The organism is Salinicola corii (genome assembly GCF_008298015.1).
Lineage (GTDB): Bacteria > Pseudomonadota > Gammaproteobacteria > Pseudomonadales > Halomonadaceae > Salinicola > Salinicola corii.
In genome coordinates this window covers 384,755-403,276 of record NZ_VTPX01000003.1, presented here as the reverse complement: position 1 = coordinate 403,276, position 18,522 = coordinate 384,755, and the positions used below count along the sequence as shown (strand labels likewise).

Annotated in this window: 18 protein-coding genes; 11 read left to right on the top strand and 7 right to left on the bottom strand. The window is 61.0% G+C overall.

Translation table 11 applies throughout. The features are described 5' to 3' along the window. Positions 1-16: 16 nt before the first annotated feature. The 8 genes from infC (at position 17) to F0A16_RS08340 (ending at position 6,144) form a co-directional block, all read left to right on the top strand. Positions 17-556 carry a translation initiation factor IF-3 gene (gene infC, locus F0A16_RS08375; protein WP_083387150.1) on the top strand — a complete coding sequence of 180 codons (540 nt, stop codon included), beginning with the start codon at positions 17-19 and terminating at the stop codon, positions 554-556. 90 nt (positions 557-646) lie between these two features. Beyond that, positions 647-841, top strand: a complete 195-nt coding sequence (gene rpmI, locus F0A16_RS08370) for a 50S ribosomal protein L35 (protein ID WP_071230088.1) — start codon at positions 647-649, stop codon at positions 839-841. Positions 842-877: 36 nt separating this feature from the next. Next, positions 878-1,228, top strand: a complete 351-nt coding sequence (gene rplT / locus F0A16_RS08365) for a 50S ribosomal protein L20 (protein WP_149434914.1) — start codon at positions 878-880, stop codon at positions 1,226-1,228. Between the two features lie 149 nt (positions 1,229-1,377). Further along, positions 1,378-2,397: a phenylalanine--tRNA ligase subunit alpha gene (gene pheS / locus F0A16_RS08360; RefSeq protein ID WP_149434913.1), complete on the top strand. Its 1,020-nt coding sequence runs from the start codon at positions 1,378-1,380 to the stop codon at positions 2,395-2,397. Positions 2,398-2,425: 28 nt separating this feature from the next. Beyond that, a complete protein-coding gene (pheT, locus tag F0A16_RS08355) occupies positions 2,426-4,807 on the top strand; it encodes a phenylalanine--tRNA ligase subunit beta (RefSeq protein WP_149434912.1) in 2,382 nt (793 codons plus the stop codon). A 28-nt stretch (positions 4,808-4,835) separates the two neighbouring features. Further along, entirely contained in the window at positions 4,836-5,144 is a 309-nt protein-coding gene (ihfA, locus tag F0A16_RS08350) for an integration host factor subunit alpha (RefSeq protein ID WP_110599554.1), read from the top strand. A 155-nt stretch (positions 5,145-5,299) separates the two neighbouring features. After that, positions 5,300-5,761 (top strand): flavodoxin domain-containing protein, encoded by a 462-nt coding sequence (locus F0A16_RS08345; protein ID WP_149434911.1) that lies wholly within the window; start codon positions 5,300-5,302, stop codon positions 5,759-5,761. Continuing rightward, positions 5,758-6,144 (top strand): hypothetical protein, encoded by a 387-nt coding sequence (locus F0A16_RS08340; RefSeq protein ID WP_187775945.1) that lies wholly within the window; start codon positions 5,758-5,760, stop codon positions 6,142-6,144. Before F0A16_RS08345 ends, F0A16_RS08340 begins: the two co-directional genes overlap by 4 nt. Before the next feature lie 223 nt (positions 6,145-6,367). On the opposite strand, the gene ppnN is transcribed toward F0A16_RS08340, so the two are convergent. Continuing rightward, positions 6,368-7,732 (bottom strand): nucleotide 5'-monophosphate nucleosidase PpnN, encoded by a 1,365-nt coding sequence (ppnN, locus tag F0A16_RS08335; RefSeq protein WP_149434909.1) that lies wholly within the window; start codon positions 7,730-7,732, stop codon positions 6,368-6,370. Positions 7,733-7,765: 33 nt separating this feature from the next. Further along, positions 7,766-8,053 carry a YfcL family protein gene (locus tag F0A16_RS08330; protein ID WP_187775944.1) on the bottom strand — a complete coding sequence of 96 codons (288 nt, stop codon included), beginning with the start codon at positions 8,051-8,053 and terminating at the stop codon, positions 7,766-7,768. Between the two features lie 312 nt (positions 8,054-8,365). Between F0A16_RS08330 and F0A16_RS08325 the strand changes: the two genes are divergently transcribed. After that, positions 8,366-9,286 carry a LysR family transcriptional regulator gene (locus F0A16_RS08325; RefSeq protein ID WP_149434907.1) on the top strand — a complete coding sequence of 307 codons (921 nt, stop codon included), beginning with the start codon at positions 8,366-8,368 and terminating at the stop codon, positions 9,284-9,286. Between the two features lie 339 nt (positions 9,287-9,625). Here the strand turns inward: F0A16_RS08325 and gcvP are convergent, their stop codons facing one another. Then, positions 9,626-12,526 carry an aminomethyl-transferring glycine dehydrogenase gene (gene gcvP, locus F0A16_RS08320; protein ID WP_149434906.1) on the bottom strand — a complete coding sequence of 967 codons (2,901 nt, stop codon included), beginning with the start codon at positions 12,524-12,526 and terminating at the stop codon, positions 9,626-9,628. A gap of 88 nt (positions 12,527-12,614) precedes the next feature. Continuing rightward, on the bottom strand, positions 12,615-13,019 hold the full coding sequence (gene gcvH, locus F0A16_RS08315; RefSeq protein ID WP_149434905.1) for a glycine cleavage system protein GcvH: 405 nt from the start codon (positions 13,017-13,019) through the stop codon (positions 12,615-12,617). 554 nt (positions 13,020-13,573) lie between these two features. On the opposite strand from gcvH, the gene F0A16_RS08310 reads away from it, so the two are divergent. Both F0A16_RS08310 and gcvT read left to right on the top strand, forming a co-directional pair. Next, positions 13,574-14,911 (top strand): alanine/glycine:cation symporter family protein, encoded by a 1,338-nt coding sequence (locus F0A16_RS08310; protein ID WP_420853076.1) that lies wholly within the window; start codon positions 13,574-13,576, stop codon positions 14,909-14,911. A 33-nt stretch (positions 14,912-14,944) separates the two neighbouring features. Next, positions 14,945-16,057: a glycine cleavage system aminomethyltransferase GcvT gene (gene gcvT / locus F0A16_RS08305; RefSeq protein ID WP_149434904.1), complete on the top strand. Its 1,113-nt coding sequence runs from the start codon at positions 14,945-14,947 to the stop codon at positions 16,055-16,057. Between the two features lie 96 nt (positions 16,058-16,153). Here gcvT and F0A16_RS08300 read toward each other — a convergent pair whose 3' ends face one another. The 3 genes from F0A16_RS08300 to F0A16_RS08290 are packed head-to-tail and all read right to left on the bottom strand — an operon-like array spanning position 16,154 to position 18,457. Then, positions 16,154-16,813: an alpha-ketoglutarate-dependent dioxygenase AlkB family protein gene (locus F0A16_RS08300; RefSeq protein ID WP_239023758.1), complete on the bottom strand. Its 660-nt coding sequence runs from the start codon at positions 16,811-16,813 to the stop codon at positions 16,154-16,156. Next, entirely contained in the window at positions 16,777-17,331 is a 555-nt protein-coding gene (locus F0A16_RS08295) for a phosphatase PAP2 family protein (protein ID WP_149434902.1), read from the bottom strand. Before F0A16_RS08295 ends, F0A16_RS08300 begins: the two co-directional genes overlap by 37 nt. Next, positions 17,300-18,457: a glycosyltransferase family 4 protein gene (locus F0A16_RS08290; protein WP_149434901.1), complete on the bottom strand. Its 1,158-nt coding sequence runs from the start codon at positions 18,455-18,457 to the stop codon at positions 17,300-17,302. Before F0A16_RS08290 ends, F0A16_RS08295 begins: the two co-directional genes overlap by 32 nt. Positions 18,458-18,522: the final 65 nt, after the last annotated feature.

Below are 18,522 nucleotides of genomic sequence, written 5' to 3'. Positions count from 1 at the left end.
AAACGGAGATCTAACGATCAAGCGTAATAATCAGCGCGGGCGCCCTCAGGAAAAGCGCGCGCCCATCAATGACCGTATTCGTGCAGACGAAGTTCGCCTTATCGATGCCGAGGGCGAGCAGGTGGGAGTCGTTCCCATGCAAGAGGCGTTGGAACGCGCCGAGGAAGCCGGAATGGATCTCGTTCAGATTTCCAATGCCGATCCCATCGTCTGTAAAATCATGGACTACGGCAAGTTCCTCTTCGAGCAGAAAAAGCAGAAGTCTGCTCAGAAGAAGAAAACCAAACAGATCCAGGTCAAGGAAGTCAAATTCCGGCCTGGCACGGACGAGGGTGACTATCAGGTGAAGTTGAAAAACCTGATACGGTTCCTCGAAGGCGGCGACAAGGGCAAGGTCACGCTGCGTTTCCGGGGTCGTGAAATGGCACACCAGGATATTGGTCGTCGACTGATGGAACGGATTGCCGCCGATCTGGAAGAGCTGGCGGCTGTCGAGTCCTTCCCCAAGATGGAAGGCCGGCAGATGATCATGATTCTTGCGCCCAAGAAGAAGTGATCCGCGGGCAAGTCGAACGGGACGTGACGAGTACAAGCTCCTCACGTCCGGCCTCGGGTTTTCTCAATAAAACGGAGTGGAGTTTTTCCCATGCCGAAAATCAAGAGCAACAGTGGCGCTGCCAAGCGCTTCAAGAAGACTGGTAACGGCTTCAAGCACAAACAGTCTTTTCGTAGTCACATCCTGACCAAGAAGTCTACCAAGCGTAAGCGTCAGTTGCGCGGCATGAAGCAGGTACACGCTGCCGACAAGCAGCTCGTCACCCGCATGCTGCCAAACCTGTAGCACTTGGTCGTCAGTCTTTAACGTCAGGAGAGTACTATGTCTCGCGTCAAGCGTGGTGTCGTCGCACGTCGTCGTCACAAGAAGATCATGAAGCAGGCCAAGGGTTACTATGGAGCGCGCTCGCGCGTCTTCCGCGTAGCCAAGCAGGCCGTTATTAAAGCCGGCCAGTACGCGTATCGCGACCGTCGCCAGCGCAAGCGTCAGTTCCGCGCTCTGTGGATCACGCGCATCAATGCGGCGGCTCGTATCAATGGCATGTCCTACAGTCGTTTCGTGGCGGGCCTGAAGAAAGCCGGCATCGAGATCGACCGTAAGGTGCTGGCTGATCTGGCAGTTCACGAGAAAGCGGCCTTTGCGGCACTCGTCGAGAAAGCCAAAGCTGCATAAGCGGGTCATGTCTTGCCCTTGGCGGGCAATACGTCGTATGACCGATCCAGGGGAAGGGCAGCTGCTCTTCCCCTGTTTTTTTATACCGTGTTGAAGCGCTGTCCACGATTGGCGGCGCTACATGCCGAAAGATAAGCGGAGCTCGACGGATGGATCATCTTCCTGCCCTGGTCAACGAGGCGAGAGCGGCTATCGCCGCGGCCGAAGACGCCCAATCCCTTGACCAGGTGCGCGTGCGTTTTCTGGGCAAGAAAGGCGAGATCACCGCTTTGCTGAAAGGGCTGGGTCGGCTCTCCGCCGAAGAGCGCCCGGCGGCGGGTGAGCGCATCAACGAAGCCAAGCAGGCCTTGCAAAAGGAGCTGGACCATCGCAAACAGGTGATCGATGAGTTGGCGCTGCAGGCGCAACTCGAGGCCGAGCGCATCGATGTCACGCTTCCTGGACGAGGTGAAGCCAACGGCGGGCTGCATCCCGTGACCAGAACGCTGGAGCGCATCGAGTCGCTGTTTCAGCATATCGGCTTCGAGGTTGCGGTTGGACCGGAAATCGAAGACGATTTTCATAATTTCGAAGCGCTCAACATCCCAGCCCACCATCCCGCACGAGGCATGGCGGACACCTTCTATTTCGATGCGACACGCCTTCTTCGAACCCATACTTCGCCGGTTCAAGTGCGCACGATGCAGTCCCAGGAACCGCCGATTCGCATCGTGTGCCCGGGTCGTGTCTACCGTAGTGACTCCGATCTGACGCACACGCCGATGTTCCATCAGGTAGAAGGGTTGCTGGTCGACGAGGGCGTCAGCTTTGCCGATCTCAAGGGGACGATTGCCGACTTTCTGCACGCGTTCTTCGAGCGAGATGATTTGGAAGTGCGGTTTCGGCCCTCCTATTTCCCCTTTACCGAGCCGTCTGCCGAAGTCGATATCCAGTGCGTGATGTGCCGGGGCGAGGGCTGCCGCGTGTGCTCCCAGAGCGGTTGGCTCGAGGTCATGGGGTGCGGCATGGTGCACCCGGCGGTGTTCCGTCACTCGGGTGTCGACCCGGAACGTTATACCGGCTTCGCTTTCGGAATGGGGGTCGAACGTTTGGCAATGCTGCGCTATGGCGTGAACGACCTCAGGCTGTTCTTCGACAACGACCTGCGTTTTTTGAGTCAGTTCAATTGAGTCCACCGCCCAGTCAAGGAGTGTCAAGATGAAGTTTTCCGAAGCGTGGCTGCGCGAGTGGGTATCACCGGCGCTGGAAACGCAGGCCCTGGCCGATGCGATCACCATGGCGGGGCTCGAGGTCGACGCTGTCGAGCCTGTCGCCGCGGTCTTCCATGGCGTGGTGGTGGCAACGGTGACTGCCAAGTCGTCACATCCCGACGCGGACAAGCTCAACGTCTGTCAGGTCGACGATGGTTCGGGGGCGCCAGTGCAAGTGGTGTGCGGCGCGCCCAACGTGGATGTGGGCCAGCGGGTTCCGTTCGCGCGAGTGGGCGCCGTGCTGCCCGACGACTTCAAGATCAAGAGAGCCAAGCTGCGTGGGGTGGAGTCGTGCGGCATGATTTGCTCGGCCTCCGAGCTCGGATTGGAAGAGGGGCGTTCGGAGGGTATCTACGTTCTGCCGTCGGACGCACCCACCGGGCAGGATTTTCGTGCCTGGCTGGGTCTCGATGACCACACCATCGAGGTCGACCTGACGCCCAACCGCGGCGACTGCCTCAGCCTGCGCGGAATTGCGCGCGAGGTGGGTAGCGTCACCGGCGCCAAGGTCAGCGAGCCGACCGTCTCCACCGTCGTGGCACGTAACAACGCCCAGTTCCCGGTCAGCGTTCGCGATGGCGAAGGTTGCCCGCGCTATCTCGGGCGGGTCATTCGCGATGTCGATGTCACGGCGAAGACTCCCTTGTGGATGCGCGAACGCCTTCGGCGCAGTGGCATCCGTAGCATCGACCCGGCGGTCGATGTGACCAATTACGTCATGCTAGAGCTTGGCCAGCCCATGCATGCCTTCGATCTCGACTCGCTGGAAGGTGGAATCGAGGTCCGTCGCGCTGTCGCTGGCGAGCGCCTGACCTTGCTGGACGGGCAGGAGGTGGCGCTGGACGACGCCACGCTGGTGATTGCCGATCGCAATGGCCCGCTGGCGATTGCGGGGGTGATGGGAGGCGAATCCACCGGTGTCACGCCTCGGACGCGTCATCTGTTTCTAGAGGCTGCCTTCTTTTCGCCCCTGGCCGTTGCCGGCAAGGCACGGGATTTCGGACTGCACACCGATGCCTCGCACCGTTTCGAAAGGGGGGTAGACCCGGATATCACCCGAACGGCAATGGAGCGGGCGACCGAACTGATGTGCGCGATCGTCGGAGGCGCGCCCGGGCCCATCACCGAAGTGAGAAATCCTGCCACTCTACCGCATCGGGGAAGTGTCGAGCTGCGTCGTGACCGTTTGACCTCGTGCCTCGGCGTGCGCCTGGCGGACGAGGAGATTCAGCGCATCTTTCGCTCGCTCGGCATGACCAGTTCGGTGTCGGGGCAGACCTGGCATGTGCAGGTGCCTGGCTGGCGCTTCGATGTATCGATCGAGGAGGACCTGATCGAGGAGCTGGCGCGCATTCATGGTTACAACCGGCTGCCCGCCACGCAACCCGAGGCCCGTCTGGAACTGGCGGCCGACGATGAGGCGACTCAGCCGCTGAGGCGCCTTCGCCGTCATATGGTATCGAGAGGCTATCAAGAAGCCGTGACTTATAGCTTCGTGTCGCCCGAACTTCAGTCTCTCATCGTACCGGGCGGTGTTTCTCCCGTGTTGGCGAATCCGATCTCCAGCGACATGTCCGTCATGCGTCACAGTCTACTCCCTGGATTGATCAAGGCGCTCACCCACAACCTCAACCGTCAGCAGCAGCGTGTCAGGCTATTCGAGACCGGGTTGGTGTTTCAGGGGCCGCTGGAGGACTTGACCCAAACGCCGATGTTCGGTGGTTTGATCTGTGGGCCGCGTAGTGCGGAAGGTTGGTCTGTCAGTCGCGAGGGCGTCGATTTCTTCGATCTGAAAGGGGATCTCGAGAGTTTGATGACGATGAGTGGATGCCTGGAAGAGTGGAGGTTCGTTTCGGCGTCGCATCCCGCTCTTCATCCGGGACGTTCTGCCCGTCTCGAGCGGAACGGTGTCCCCGTCGGTTGGCTGGGCGCGCTTCATCCCCATATACGTTCGCAACTCGATATCAAGCCTGACGTGTATGTTTTCGAGGTCGAGCAGGCAGCCTTGACACGTGGCGTCATACCAAAGTTCAAGCCGTTGTCACGACATCCGGAAGTTCGTAGGGATCTGGCCTTCCTGGTAGAGGAGAGCGTCGGCGTCACACCGCTGGTCGAGGCGATTCGTGCCCAGGCTGGCGAGTGGTTGACTCGATGGCAACTGTTCGACGTTTACCAGGGTGCCGGCGTCGAGGAAGGCACCAAGAGCATTGCCCTGGGCTTGACCTGGCAGCATCCTTCGCGCACTCTCAATGACGAGGAAATCAATCAGTTAATCGCAGACGTGGTGCAGGCGGCGCAAGCTCGCTTCGGTGCCAGGCTGCGGAGTTGATCTGTCATCCTGCGCGAAGGGAGCGATCATGGGAGCGCTGACGAAAGCTGAGCTTGCGGAGCATCTTCACACCGAACTTGGCTTCTCCAAGAGAGAAGCCAAGTACATGGTAGAGACGTTCTTCGAGGAAATTCGCGGATGTCTGCGCGAGAATGAACAGGTCAAGCTGTCTGGGTTCGGCAATTTCGACCTGAGAGACAAGCGGGAGAGACCTGGGCGCAATCCCAAGACCGGCGAGGAAATCCCCATCTCCGCACGGCGGGTCGTGACCTTCCGTCCCGGTCAGAAGCTCAAGGCCAGAGTCGAAAGCTTCGACGGTGAGTTGCAGGAAGAGTAAGTCACGAGAAGAGTAAGCCACCGAGTTCGTCCTGGGTTGTCGCGATCGTCTGCCAGCAGCTTGCCGGCAGACGATCGCGTTTTCATTTCCGGCGCGTGAGCCCCGCTGCCGGTGTGTGCTAAGCTCCCGCGCAAATCAACTGTCGACTGAGTGTTATGTCCAAGCTGAAGATTTTTGTCGGTACCGTTTACGGTGGTGCGCTCGATGTCGCCGAGCAGGTTTCACCTCTGTTCGAACAGTCCGGTTATGACGTCGCTATCGTCGAGCAGCCTTCGCTGGAAGACCTGACCGATGACATGCCTGACCTGGCACTGTTCTGTGTATCCACCACGGGCAGCGGTGACTTCCCTGGCGATTTCGTGCCATTTGTCCGTGAGCTGAAGACCCGATCGCCAAGCCTCGCGGCTCTGCGATACGGTCTGATCGCCCTGGGCGACAGCTCCTACGGCGACACCTTCTGCGGCTCCGGCCGGGCGCTCGACGAGGTTCTCGCCGATCTGGGGGGAAAGCGGTTGGGAGAGCGTCTCGAGATCGATGCCATGGAGACGTTCATGGCGGATGACGCCGCGCTGCCGTGGGTGGAGGAGTGGCTGACATCGCAGGGGTTGAGGGGGTGACGGCGCAGGGACCGGCGGCGCCGCGGGCGCTGACCGCCACGCGCTGGAGCACGCTGCTCGGACTTTGGGTGGTGATGCTCGTGTCGCTGCCGCGCTACTGGTTTCTGCATGACACGACTCGACTGTTGCTGCTGGCGATCCTGGCTGCCGCGATCACCGTCGCGTTGATTGGGTTGTGGTATCTGATGGCGGCGGCCGAGCGTCACCGCTGCCGCGGGGCCGTGGGGCACCTGATCGTCTGTCTCGCCGTGGGTGGGTTGCTGATCGCGGCCTGGCACTGGACTAGCGCGGCGGCCGAGCATTGGGCGGTGGTCGTCTCGCAGGGCGCGGCCCTGGGGTTGCTGATACATGTGGTGCTACGTATCTGGCGACGCCGACGCTAGCCCCGGCCGAGTTCTGCCTGTTTTTTCCCGTCTTGTATGGTTTGAACCCACCGCCGCGTTCGGCCGTCGTATCGGTGCCTCCAGCACCGAAAAGGCGGGCCACCGACAGCCCGCCTTGTTCGTTTCGATGCCTTCATTCCGGCTCGATAGAGTGCTTGAGGCGCTTTACTGGCGGGGCGTCGACGCCTTCATGAGCGTGGTCCCGGGAGTCGACAACGATAGCCTAACCCAGGGTGTAGCACGGCACGTATTCGCTGCCGGGCAGCTTCATGCGGCCCTGGGCGACGAATGACGTCAACAGCGAGTCCAGGCGAGCCATCAGCTCGGGCTCGGCATGCAGGCGGAAGGGGCCGCGTGCGGCAATGGCGCGAACCCCCGGCTCCTTGACATTGCCAGCGACGATGCCCGAGAACGCCCGGCGCAGATTGGCGGCGAGCTGGTGGTTCGGCTGATCGTGGTGCAGGGCCAGCGCGGCCATGGCTTCGTGAGTCGGCTCGAACGGCTGCTGGAACCCGCGTTCTATATTGAGCCGCCAGTTGAAGTAGAAGGCGTCGTTCTGCTCGCGTCGAAACTCCGCAACCTCCTGGATGCCGTCACGCATCAGGCGGGAAACGGTGATCGGGTCGTCCACGACGATGCGATAGTGGCGACGGACCTGCTCTCCCAGGGTGTAGCACAGGAACTCGTCGATGCGCTGGAAGTAGTCCCGGGCACTCTCCGGGCCGGTGAAAATGACCGGAAAGGGAATGTCGCGGTTGTCGGGGTGCATCAGGATCCCCAGCAGGTAGAGAATCTCTTCCGCTGTCCCCACGCCACCGGGGAACACCACGATGCCGTGCCCGATGCGGACGAACGCCTCCAGACGTTTTTCGATGTCCGGCATGATCACCAGTTCGTTGACGATCGGGTTGGGAGACTCGGCGGCGATGATGCCGGGTTCGGAGATCCCCAGATACCGGCTGCCATGGCGGCGCTGTTTGGCGTGGGCCAGATTGGCCCCCTTCATGGGCCCTTTCATGGCGCCAGGGCCGCAGCCGGTACAAATGTCCAGGCCGCGCAGCCCCATGTGATAACCCACGCCCTTGGTATAGTCGTACTCCTCGCGGGTGATCGAGTGTCCTCCCCAGCAGACCACCATGCTTGGCTCCTGCGCCGTACGCAGAGTGCTGGCATTGCGCAGGATGTGGAATACGGCGTTGGTGGCGCCCTCATTGGTCTCCAGGTCGAACTTGGGGGTGTTCTGGATTTCGTTATAGACGTAGACGATGTCACGCAGCACGGCGGATAGCTGCTCGCGCACGCCTCGAATCATGCGACCGTCGACGAACGCGCAGGCCGGCGCATTGGAGAGCTTGAGCCGGATGCCGCGATCCTGCTGCAGAACCTCGATGTCGAAGTCCTTGTAGGCCTCCATCACTGCCAGGCCATCGTCGGTGGGCGTGTCGCAATTCAATATGGCCAGTGCGCAGCGACGCAGGAGATCGTGAAGGCCGCTGGTGGAGGTGTCCCTGAGTCGATTGACTTCGGATTGAGAGAGCACCTCGAGACTGCCCTCGGGGGAGACGATGGTCGATAGCGTCTCAGGCATGGACGGCATCCTCGTGCAAATAGGTTCGGTGATTCAATGTTCGGCTCTTGCGGCGGCGGTTTGCCAGAGTCCTGCGATCTGTTCGCGATCGGCTTCGCTCATGTTGTCCTGAGCGAAGGTGCTCTCCAGCCACTGCCAATAGGTGGCGTCGAAGTCTTCCGCTTCGACATCGGCTGGATCGTACTCGGCCATCTCCTGCACCAGGCCGATTTGGGGAATCATGTAGCCGAGCGCGAAAAGCTCGCTGTCATCGGCGCTCTGTTCCATCGCGAGTAGCGTTTGTTGCACGGCCTTGGCGCGCTGCGCAAAGGGATCAGACATAGCGTTCTTCAATCCTGAGTGAGAGCCCGGCAATGCTAACATAGGCGCTGGCGCCTATCGCGGGGCGGGAACAAGGTGGGGCGGGTTCGTTGTCGTTGTGTCCAGGTTTCGGCGGTGTGTCACGACCTGAAACCGAGGGGGAAGAAGAGACTCGGGCCGCGCTTTTCTCGGGCGTGACAGTGCGAGTTCGGCCATAAATTGTTATGATTGGAAAGTCCATAGGCGACAACGAGGCGTTATCGACTTTCGGCAGGCTTAGGCCATTGAGTCGAGGCGCTTTAATTGCGTACAGCGTGAGTGATCCGCGTTTCCATGTTCAATGCCCAGTATTTTCGCACCTACATGATGCTCGTCGAGACGGGCAGCTTCACTCAGACCGCGGGCAAGCTGGACATGACCCAGCCGGGTGTCAGCCAGCATGTACGCAAGCTCGAGGAGTATCTCGGCCGCTCGCTGCTCAATCGACATGGCCGCCGTTTCTCGTTGACCGACGCCGGACGCCGGGCCTACGACTACGCGGTGAAGCTCTTCGCCGAACATGAGCATTTTCGTCATTCGCTGGATGATGATTCGCCGGACAGCGGCGAGTGTCGCATTGCGTCTCCCGGTAGCGTCGGACTGATGTTCTATCCTTTTCTGCTGGGATATCAACAGATGCACCCGGGACTGACGGTCAACTACAGTTTCGCGTTCAATCACGAGATTGCGCAGGACGTGGTCGCAGGTCGTTACGACGTCGGCATCGTGACCGAAGTCAGCAAGCATCCCGACTTGAGTTACGAAGCCTGGCACCAGGAGCCCCTGTGCCTGGTGGTACCGGCTGATTTCGCCGGCACCAGTCTCAGTGAACTGCTCGCGCTGGGGTTCGTCAACTACAACGATGGCAACACCAACGCGAGTCTTCTGCTGAAGAGCAACTTCGGCAGCGAGTTCCGCAGCATGAGCCATTTCCCGCGCCAGGGGTTCACCAATGAAGTGGGGCAGGTTCTGGACGCGGTGGCCAGGGGGCTGGGTTTCACGGTGGTGTCGCGCCCGGTGCTGGAAACCTCCCCATGGCAGCGCCAGGTCAAGGAGGTCACGCTGTTGAAACCGGTCTATGAGACGTTGCATCTGGTATCGCGAACGGACGTCGAACTGCCCAAGCGTTACCGCCAGTTGCTGGAGTCCTTTCGTCAGCAGCGGCTCAATTCGCTTTATGGCTATAGTGAACTGCCCGCCCTGGAACCGAACTAGGGTCTGTTCCCGTTTCGTTCGCGGCCGCGCCGGAGCCCGTTTTAGCGCGAGGCAAGGCACGAGATGCGAAGTTTAGTGGGCTAAATGAGCCATCGAGAAACGCAGCATCGCGCTAAAACGGGCCCGGCCCTTCGGGTTGCGCGAAAAATCTCGCCATGCGTTGTTGGAGGACTTGGCAAGGGAACAACCATTCCCTGCGTCCTCCGCCTAGCCTGGCGAGATTTTTCACAGCAACGTGGCTTGCGACGAAACGGGAACAGACCCTAGACACTGCCGTTCATTCCGCAACGACAACGGCCGCTCATCGAGCGGCCGTTGTCGTCGGGTCCTCTCTACGCTTCAGAGAGCCTCTCGATAGGCCTCGATCGGTGGGCAGCTGCAGATCAGGTTGCGGTCACCGAAGACGTTGTCGACCCGATTGACCGCCGGCCAATATTTGGCTTCGCGCACGGCGTCGGTCGGGAACGCCGCCCGTTCCCGGGAGTAGGGACGGTTCCAGTTCTCCTCGGTCACGTCCGCCATGGTGTGCGGTGCCAATACCAGAGGGTTGGCGTCCTTCGGCCATTCGCCGGATTCGACCCTGGCGATCTCTTCACGAATCGCGATCATGGCATCGCAGAAGCGATCGATCTCATAGCGCGACTCGGATTCGGTGGGTTCCACCATCAGCGTACCCGCCACCGGGAACGACATCGTCGGCGCGTGGAAGCCGTAGTCCATCAGGCGCTTGGCAATGTCTTCCTCGCTGATGCCGGAGGCGGCCTTGAGCGGTCGCATATCGAGAATGCACTCGTGTGCCACCGTGCCGTTGGCACCCTGGTAGAGAACCGGGTAGTGCGTTTCCAGGCGTTTGGCGATGTAGTTGGCATTGAGAATGGCCAGCTCGGTCGCTTCGCGCAGGCCGCGAGCCCCCATCATCTTGATGTAGGCCCATGAGATCGGCAGGATCGAGGCGCTGCCGAAGGCTGCCGCCGACACCGCGCTGGAACCCGTCTCGATGCCTTCCTGCGGGGTCATGACATGATTGGGCAGGTGGGGCGCCAGGTGTGCCTTGACGCCGATCGGACCCATGCCGGGGCCGCCGCCGCCATGAGGAATGCAGAACGTCTTGTGCAGGTTGAGGTGCGAGACGTCCCCGCCGTAGTCACCGGGACGGCAGAGCCCGACCTGGGCGTTCATGTTGGCCCCGTCGATGTAGACCTGCCCGCCGTTGTCGTGGACGATTCGGCAGGCGTCACGAATGTTCTCCTCGAATACGCCGTGGGTCGATGGGTAGGTCAGCATGATCGCCGACAGATTGGCGCTGTGCTTCTCAGCCTTGGCTTCTAGGTCCGTCATGTCGATGTTGCCATCGCGGTCGCATTTGACGACGACCACTTTCATCTGGGCCATGGCCGCGGAGGCAGGGTTGGTGCCATGAGCGGAGCTTGGGATCAGGCAGATATCGCGGTGGCCCTCGCTCACGGCGGCCTGATACCGCCGGATCGCGACCAGGCCCGCGTATTCGCCCTGGGCGCCGGAGTTCGGCTGCATCGATATGCCGTCGTAGCCGGTGATCTCGATCAGGAAGTCGCTCAGCTCGGTGATCATCTGACGGTAGCCGGTCGCTTGCGCCGCGGGAGCGAAAGGATGGATGTTGGCAAACTCGGGCCAGGTGATCGGTATCATCTCGCTGGTGGCGTTCAGCTTCATGGTGCAGGAACCCAGCGGAATCATCGCATGGGTCAACGAGAGATCGCGATTTTCCAGGCGCTTGAGATAGCGCAGCATCTCGGTTTCGCTGCGGAAACGCTGGAAGTTGGGATGCTGCAGAAAGTCGCTATGGCGACGATAGGCGGCGGGAATTCCGCCAGCGCTCTGCTCGACGGCCTGATGATCTAGCTCGCTGATGGAGAGACCGTGTTCCTCGCCGATCAGCACATCGAGCAGTTCCGCCAGGTCGGCGGCGGTGGTGGTCTCGTTGAGACTCACCCCGACTTCCCCGTCGGCGGGATAGCGCAGGTTGATCTCGCGCGTCAACGCGCGGCCCTGGATCCGGTGGCTGTCGACACCGGACAACGTCAGCGTGTCGAACCAACTGTCGTGCTTGAGCGCGACCCCATGCTGCTTCAGGCTCAGCGCGAGCAGGGTCGTGAGGCGATGAATGCGGCCGGCTATGGTCCGCAGCCCCTCGGCACCATGATAGGTCGCATAGAAGCCGGCGATATTCGCCAGTAGCGCCTGCGCGGTGCAAATGTTGGAGGTCGCCTTCTCGCGACGGATGTGTTGCTCGCGGGTCTGCATCGCCATGCGCAGCGCCGGGCGTCCGCGGCTATCCTTGGAAACGCCGATCACCCGGCCGGGCAGGGAGCGCTTGAGGGCTTCGCTGGTGGCGAAGAACGCCGCGTGCGGGCCGCCATAGCCCATCGGAACACCGAAACGCTGTGAGTTGCCCAGCACGATGTCCACGCCCATGGCGCCGGGCTCCTTCAGCATGACCAGGCTCATCAGATCCGCCGCGACACAAGTCATTATCTGGCGCGAGCGCGCCTCGGCGACAATGTTTTCGATATCGCCGACCTCACCGTCGACACCGGGGTACTGCAGCAGCGCACCGAAGACGTCCTCCTGTGCCAGCTGGCTCGCGGGTGCCACGACCAGTTCGAACCCGAGGTAGGCCGCCCGGGTGCGGAGCACGTCCAGGGTCTGGGGCAGCACGCTGTCGGAGACGAAGAAACGCTGACTCTTCTGCTTCTTGTTGGCGCGCCGGCAGAGCGCCATGGCTTCCGCCGCCGCCGTGGCCTCATCGAGTAGCGATGCGTTGGCGATCGCCATGCCGGTCAGATCCATCACCATCTGCTGGAAATTGAGCAGCCCCTCCAGGCGACCTTGGGCAATCTCGGGCTGGTACGGCGTATAGGCCGTGTACCAACCGGGATTTTCCAACACGTTGCGCTGAATGACGGCAGGCAGGTGCGTTGGGTGGTACCCCTGACCGATGTAACTCTTGAAAACCTTGTTCTGGCGAGCCAGACCCCGCAGATAATCCAACGCCTCCGATTCGCCGCGCGGACCGTCCAGATCCAGTTCGCCGTCGAGTCGGATTCCCTTGGGAATGGTGCGGTCGATCAGCGTCTCCAGCGATGGCATGTCGAGCACTTTGAGCATCTCGATGACATCGAGAGGATTCGGGCCATTGTGACGCTGAATGAAATCCGTGTGATTGGCCAGGTCAGTCAGAGGGCGAGTCTCGGTGGGCATGATCTATCCGGCGAGGTTGGCGGAAAAAAGGGCGGCCGTTCGACGGTCGTGGCGGCGAACGGCCGAGCTGGTAAGGATGAGGTGGCGATCAGTCGTCCTGATCTTCCTCGGCGGCAACCAGTTCGCGGTAGGCTTCCGCCGAGATCAGCGATTCCAGATCGCCCTGGTCGGTCAATTGCAGCTTGAGAATCCAGCCGTCGCCATAGGGTGAATCGTTGATGGTTTCCGGCGCGTCCTCCAGCGACTCGTTGACTTCGACGATCTCTCCCGCCAGGGGGGAATAGAGGTCGGATGCGGCCTTCACCGACTCGATGACGCCAAACTCGTCGCCGGCGTCCAGTTCCCGCCCAGGTTCCGGAAGTTCAACGAAGACCACGTCGCCGAGGGCGTCCTGCGCATGATCCGTGATACCGACGGTCACGGTGCCATCGCCGTTATCCAGCACCCATTCGTGGCTATCGGTGTACAGCAGGTTGTTGGGGATATCGCTCATGGAAGTTTCCTATACGAAACAGTTTTCGATACGGGGAATTTTGGCGAGCATTATGCACGAATGCGAGATCGATTGGCATAGTCTCGAACGTCTCCAGCACAGCTTTGCGTGGATCGCGCTATTAGGTTGAGCCCAGATCCATAAAACGTCCAGTTCAAGGGGGCGATCTCCGCGGAGCCCCGGCGTATAAGGCGCCGGCGCCGGCCGCTCCATGGTCGGCCGCTGGCACAGGGCGCCACTGCGGTAGAGTCTGGCATCCAGAATGGCCAAAGGAGAAAAGTTTCCTATTGGAAACACCCGGCGCTTTTCGCTAAGGTGTAGCGCCTCGCTACGCGAGATGTGGCGACGGTTGCTGGATGAATGCTTTGGAATAATTGTGAACACGTAGTTGAATCCTCTATTGTTGCCTCGCTCTGACTTGTCAATGATCGATCGTGGCGACGGCTGGCCGTTCGAGCCCGTTCGACAGCAACAACAACGTGATAATGGAGGTCGACGTGGATCAACTTAATGTAGTGTTCAGTACCATCAATGGTGTCGTTTGGGGGCCATTGATGCTGATTCTGCTGTTTGGGGTCGGTATCTATCTGCAGGTGGGGCTCAAATTGATGCCCATCCGCAAGTTGGGGCTCGGTTTCAGCCTGCTGTGGCGTGGACGTCGCAGTGAAGCCGACAGTCGTGATGAAGGCGAAATATCACCGTTCAATGCGCTGATGACAGCGCTCTCCGCGACCATCGGTACCGGCAATATCGCGGGCGTCGCCACCGCCATCGCGCTCGGTGGGCCGGGGGCGGTATTCTGGATGTGGCTGACGGCGTTGGTAGGGATGGCGACCAAGTTCGCCGAAGCCGTGCTGGCTGTCCGATATCGCCAGACCGATTCGACCGGCAACCATGTCGGCGGCCCGATGTATTACATCCGTAACGGGCTTGGCAAACGGTGGGCCTGGCTGGGCGGATTGTTCGCGTTCTTTGGTGCGGTGGCGGCCTTCGGCATCGGCAATACCGTTCAATCCAATTCCGTTGCAGATGCATTGACGACGTCGTTCGGTGTGCCGGCCTGGCTGACCGGCGTGATTATCATGGTGCTGGCTGGCGCGGTGATTCTGGGGGGGATCAAACGTATCTCCCGCGTCGCCGGCAAGCTGGTGCCTTTGATGGCCGTTGCCTATTTTGCAGCTGGCGTGGTCGTTCTGGTGCTGAACGCAGATCAAATCGGTAGCGCATTGGGAACGATCTTTTCCCACGCCTTCCAACCGATTGCCGCCAGTGGTGGTTTCGCCGGCGCGGCGGTGGCGGCGGCGATCCGTTTTGGCGTGGCCCGCGGGATCTTCTCCAACGAAGCCGGCCTGGGCAGTGCGCCTATCGCGCATGCCGCGGCGCAGACACGCAATCCGGTCCGCCAGGGGCTGATCGCCATGCTGGGAACATTCATCGATACGCTGGTGGTCTGCACCATGACCGCGCTGGTAATTCTGACCTCGACCCACTGGCTCGATGGTGAAAGCGGCGCGGCGTTGACCTCTCTCTCCTTCGACAGTGCCTTGCCCGGCATCGGACAGCATATCGTCGCGATCGCGCTGTCGATATTCGCCTTCACCACGATTCTTGGCTGGTCGTTCTACGGCGAGAAATGCTTCCAGTATCTGTTCGGCGATCGGGCGATTCTGCTTTATCGCATACTGTTCGTCCTGGCAGTGCCTGTCGGCGCCATGGCGAAGCTGGACTTCATCTGGCTGGTAGCGGACACCTTCAACGCGATGATGGCGATCCCCAACCTGATCGCGTTGGCGCTGCTGTCGCCGGTGGTTTTCAAGCTGACTCGGGACCACTTCGCGGGCAAGACGGTCCTGCCGGGCGAAGCGCTGGAAGGTCACGATCCTAAAGCGTAACGTTTTTCTATCTGCCCTGATCTGGAGACATCCATGTCCGACATGAAACAGACCCCGCTGTTTGCGTTGCATCAAGAGCTCGGTGGCAAGATGGTGCCTTTCGCGGGATACAGCATGCCCGTGCAATATCCGCTGGGCGTCAAGAAAGAGCACGAACATACGCGCCGGGCTTGTGGGCTGTTCGATGTTTCCCACATGGGGCAGGTGACGGTGACCGGGCCGACTCCCGCGAAGGCGATGGAGACCCTCGTTACCGCCGATGTGGTCGGGCTGCAGAAGGGAGGGCAGCGCTACGCGCTGTTTACCAACGGCGAAGGCGGCATCCTGGACGATCTGATGATCGTCAATCAGGGCGACTCGCTGTACGTGGTGGTGAACGCCGCATGCAAGGACCAGGACCTCGCGCTGATGCGCACCGGGCTCGGGGCGGATCACGATGTCGAGATTCTGGACCGTGGGCTGCTGGCGCTGCAGGGGCCTGATGCCACGGCCGTCATGCGGCGCCTCTGTCCGGCGGCTTGCGATCTGGTATTCATGCAACATGATCGGTTCGAGATCATGGGTCACGAGACATGGATAAGCAGAAGCGGCTATACCGGTGAAGACGGCTTCGAAATCTCGGTGCCGTCCGGCGCGGCCGAAGCGCTTGCACGCTGGTTTGTCGATCAGCCCGAGGTCGAGCCGATTGGTCTGGGCGCACGGGATTCGCTGCGCCTTGAGGCCGGGCTATGCCTTTACGGACACGATCTCGACACCACCACCACGCCCGTCGAGGCGAGTCTCTCCTGGGCGGTGGGTAAGCCACGGCGTGTCGGGGGGGAACGGGAAGCCGGCTTTCCCGGTGCGGACAGGGTCCTACATCAACTGCAGGCCAGGGATCATCGTCGTCGTCGTGTCGGCTTGCTTGGAGAAGGCCGAGCGCCGGTCCGGGAGGGGGTCGAACTGTTCGACGTGAACGACCGGATGGTCGGGCAAGTCACCTCGGGCAGTTTCGGGCCCAGCGTGGGCGCGCCCGTGGCCATGGCCTACGTTGCGGTCGAAGTTGCCGAGAAGGGCGCCACGCTCTATGCCGATGTTCGCGGCAAGCGATTGCCGATGGTGATCAGCCCGATGCCTTTCGTGCCAGCCAACTATTATCGCGGCTGATCCGCTTACGAGGCGGTGTCTCTCAAGTTTATACCGTTATCTTTCATGCCTCCCAAATAGGGAGGCATTTTTGGTTTCAGTAGCCCTGAGAAGCCCCTAGAGGATTCGACGAAAGGTCAGGTTGATACGGACGCCGTCGATCACGCGTGGCGCGAGCGCATGCTGCCATCGAGATTGAACACCGGGCCCCATCAGCAGGAGGCTGCCATGCGGTAGCCAGACGTTGAAGGCGTGATGGGATCCACCCGTTTTCTCCCGAAAGCGAAGAGGGCGTTCACTGCCCATCGAAAGCGAGGCGACGATAGGGTTCTTTCCCAGCTCGGGTTCATCGTCGCTGTGCCACCCCATTCTTTGCTCGCCGCTCTCGTAGCGGTTCAGCAAGGCACTGTTGAAGTCGGCGTAAGGTAGGTTTTCTGCCTGCAGCGCACTTCGCACTCGGTTTCTCAGATCCTCTACCAGCGGATGCCAAGGCCGTGGTTGAAGGGTCCGACCGGAGTAGTGATAGCTTGCGCCGTCATCGCCCATCCAGCATTGAGAGCGGGGAATGACATGTCGTTTCCCGTAGAGCGACAGGGTCGGCGAAGACCACGCGATCTCCTGCTCAAGCACCCGTTGAATGGCGGAGGCTTCGGCCGCGGCGACGAAATCGGGGAGCAGTATCAACGACGGGGAAGCGACGACGCATTGCCAGCGGGTACTGCTAGGCATATACAGGGACTTCAGTTCCAGACCATCAGAACCAGCAGACCGCTGCACCAGGCGAGGCCTGCTCCGATCAGCGCTCCCACGACCACGTCACTGACGTAATGGAGTCCCAGCACCACGCGGGAGATGGCGATCAGGCCGGCAAGAGGCAGGACCGCTGGCAGCAGTTGCGGGCTGCTGGCGGCCGTCAGGCTAGTGAACATGACCGCATGCAAGGTATGCCCGCTGGGAAAACTGTAGCGGTCCACGGGAGGCATTGTGCAACGGATCGTCGTGAAGGTGATATACGGGCGCTCACGACACAGACGGGTCTTGAGCAGACGGTAGAGCAGGGCGGCAATGCTAGCCGTCAGGCCCCACTGAATGGCGATCAACCAGCCTTGATAGCCGTGAAGAAGGGGTTGCAACAGCGCCAGAAACGCCCACGCGGGCCAGTCTCCCAATCTGCTGACGCAGCGGAAAAGCCAGAGTGTTGGGGTGTGGCGAGACAATTCCGCCAGACGGTGGCTGAGCCGACTTTCGAAGCGATCCAGTCGCTCAAACGTGAGACGTTGAGTGCGTGGCGGCATGTTGGGTCCCCTGAACTTGAATCAACTGCGCAAGAAAGCGATCGCCAATGTGGCTCCAGCTCAGACTGGAGACGCGCTGGTGTGCCTGACGGCCCAGCCGAGCGTAGAGCGCGGGCTGCCGGCACAGCTCGCTGGCCGCCTGAATGAAGCCCCGAGAATCTCCCGGCGACACCAGGCGACCATCGACGTTGTCCGTGATCAATTCCCCCGCTGCGGCGTGATCGAAAGCCACCACGGGCAATCCGCTGGCCATCGCCTCCGGGACGACATTGCCAAACGTCTCCGATAGCGAGGGAAAGATGAACATATCGGCGCTGGCATAGTGACGGGCCAGTGCTTCGCCGGTCTTGAATCCCGTGAATATGGCTTCTGGCAGTCGCCGGGCGATCGTCTTGCGAGCGGGGCCGTCCCCCACCAGTACCTGCACGAGCGACGGGTCGGCACGTTGCATGGCTGCCATCGTATCGGCCAGCAGGTCGATATTCTTCTCGCTGGCGAGTCGCCCGACATAGAGTGCAACGGGCTGGTGTGGACCGGCTCCCCACTGGCGCCTCAGCTCGACATCCCGACGAGAGGGGCGGTAGCGCTCGGCATCGACGCCCCGGGCGAGTACCGAGACGCGACGGTACCCGTTGCCTTCGAGCATTCTCTGTTGTGCTGAGGTGGGAACCAGCGTCGCGTCGCAGCGATTGTGAAAATACCGCAATCCCCGGCGCGCGATAGGAATGCTCCAGCCGAGGTGATAGTTGCTGGCATATTGATCGAAGTTGGTATGAAAGCCGCTGACCACGGGAATTCCCAGGTGGCGAGCTGCGTTCAACGCCGACCAGCCGAGCGGGCCTTCGGTCGCGATGTAGATTGCGTCGGGGCGCTCGTGGCGCCAGAGCCGGACCAGGCGTCGGCGACAAGGCAGGCCGATATGCACGTCGGCGTATACGGGAAGGGCGATGCCCCGAACGTGAACGTCTCGTTCTGCCAAGGCGTCGCGTTCGCCATTCACCGGGTTGGGACGAATCAGTTGGAGCAAGACGCCCTTGGATGCCAGATGGTTGGCGAGCTGACTCAGTGTATGAGCCACGCCGTTGACCTCCGGCGCCCAAGTTTCACTGACCAGGGCTACACGCATCTCTATCACTCCTTCCACGCCAGCGAAGCCTTCTAGCAGTCCCGCCTCGTCGCCAACCGTGTTCG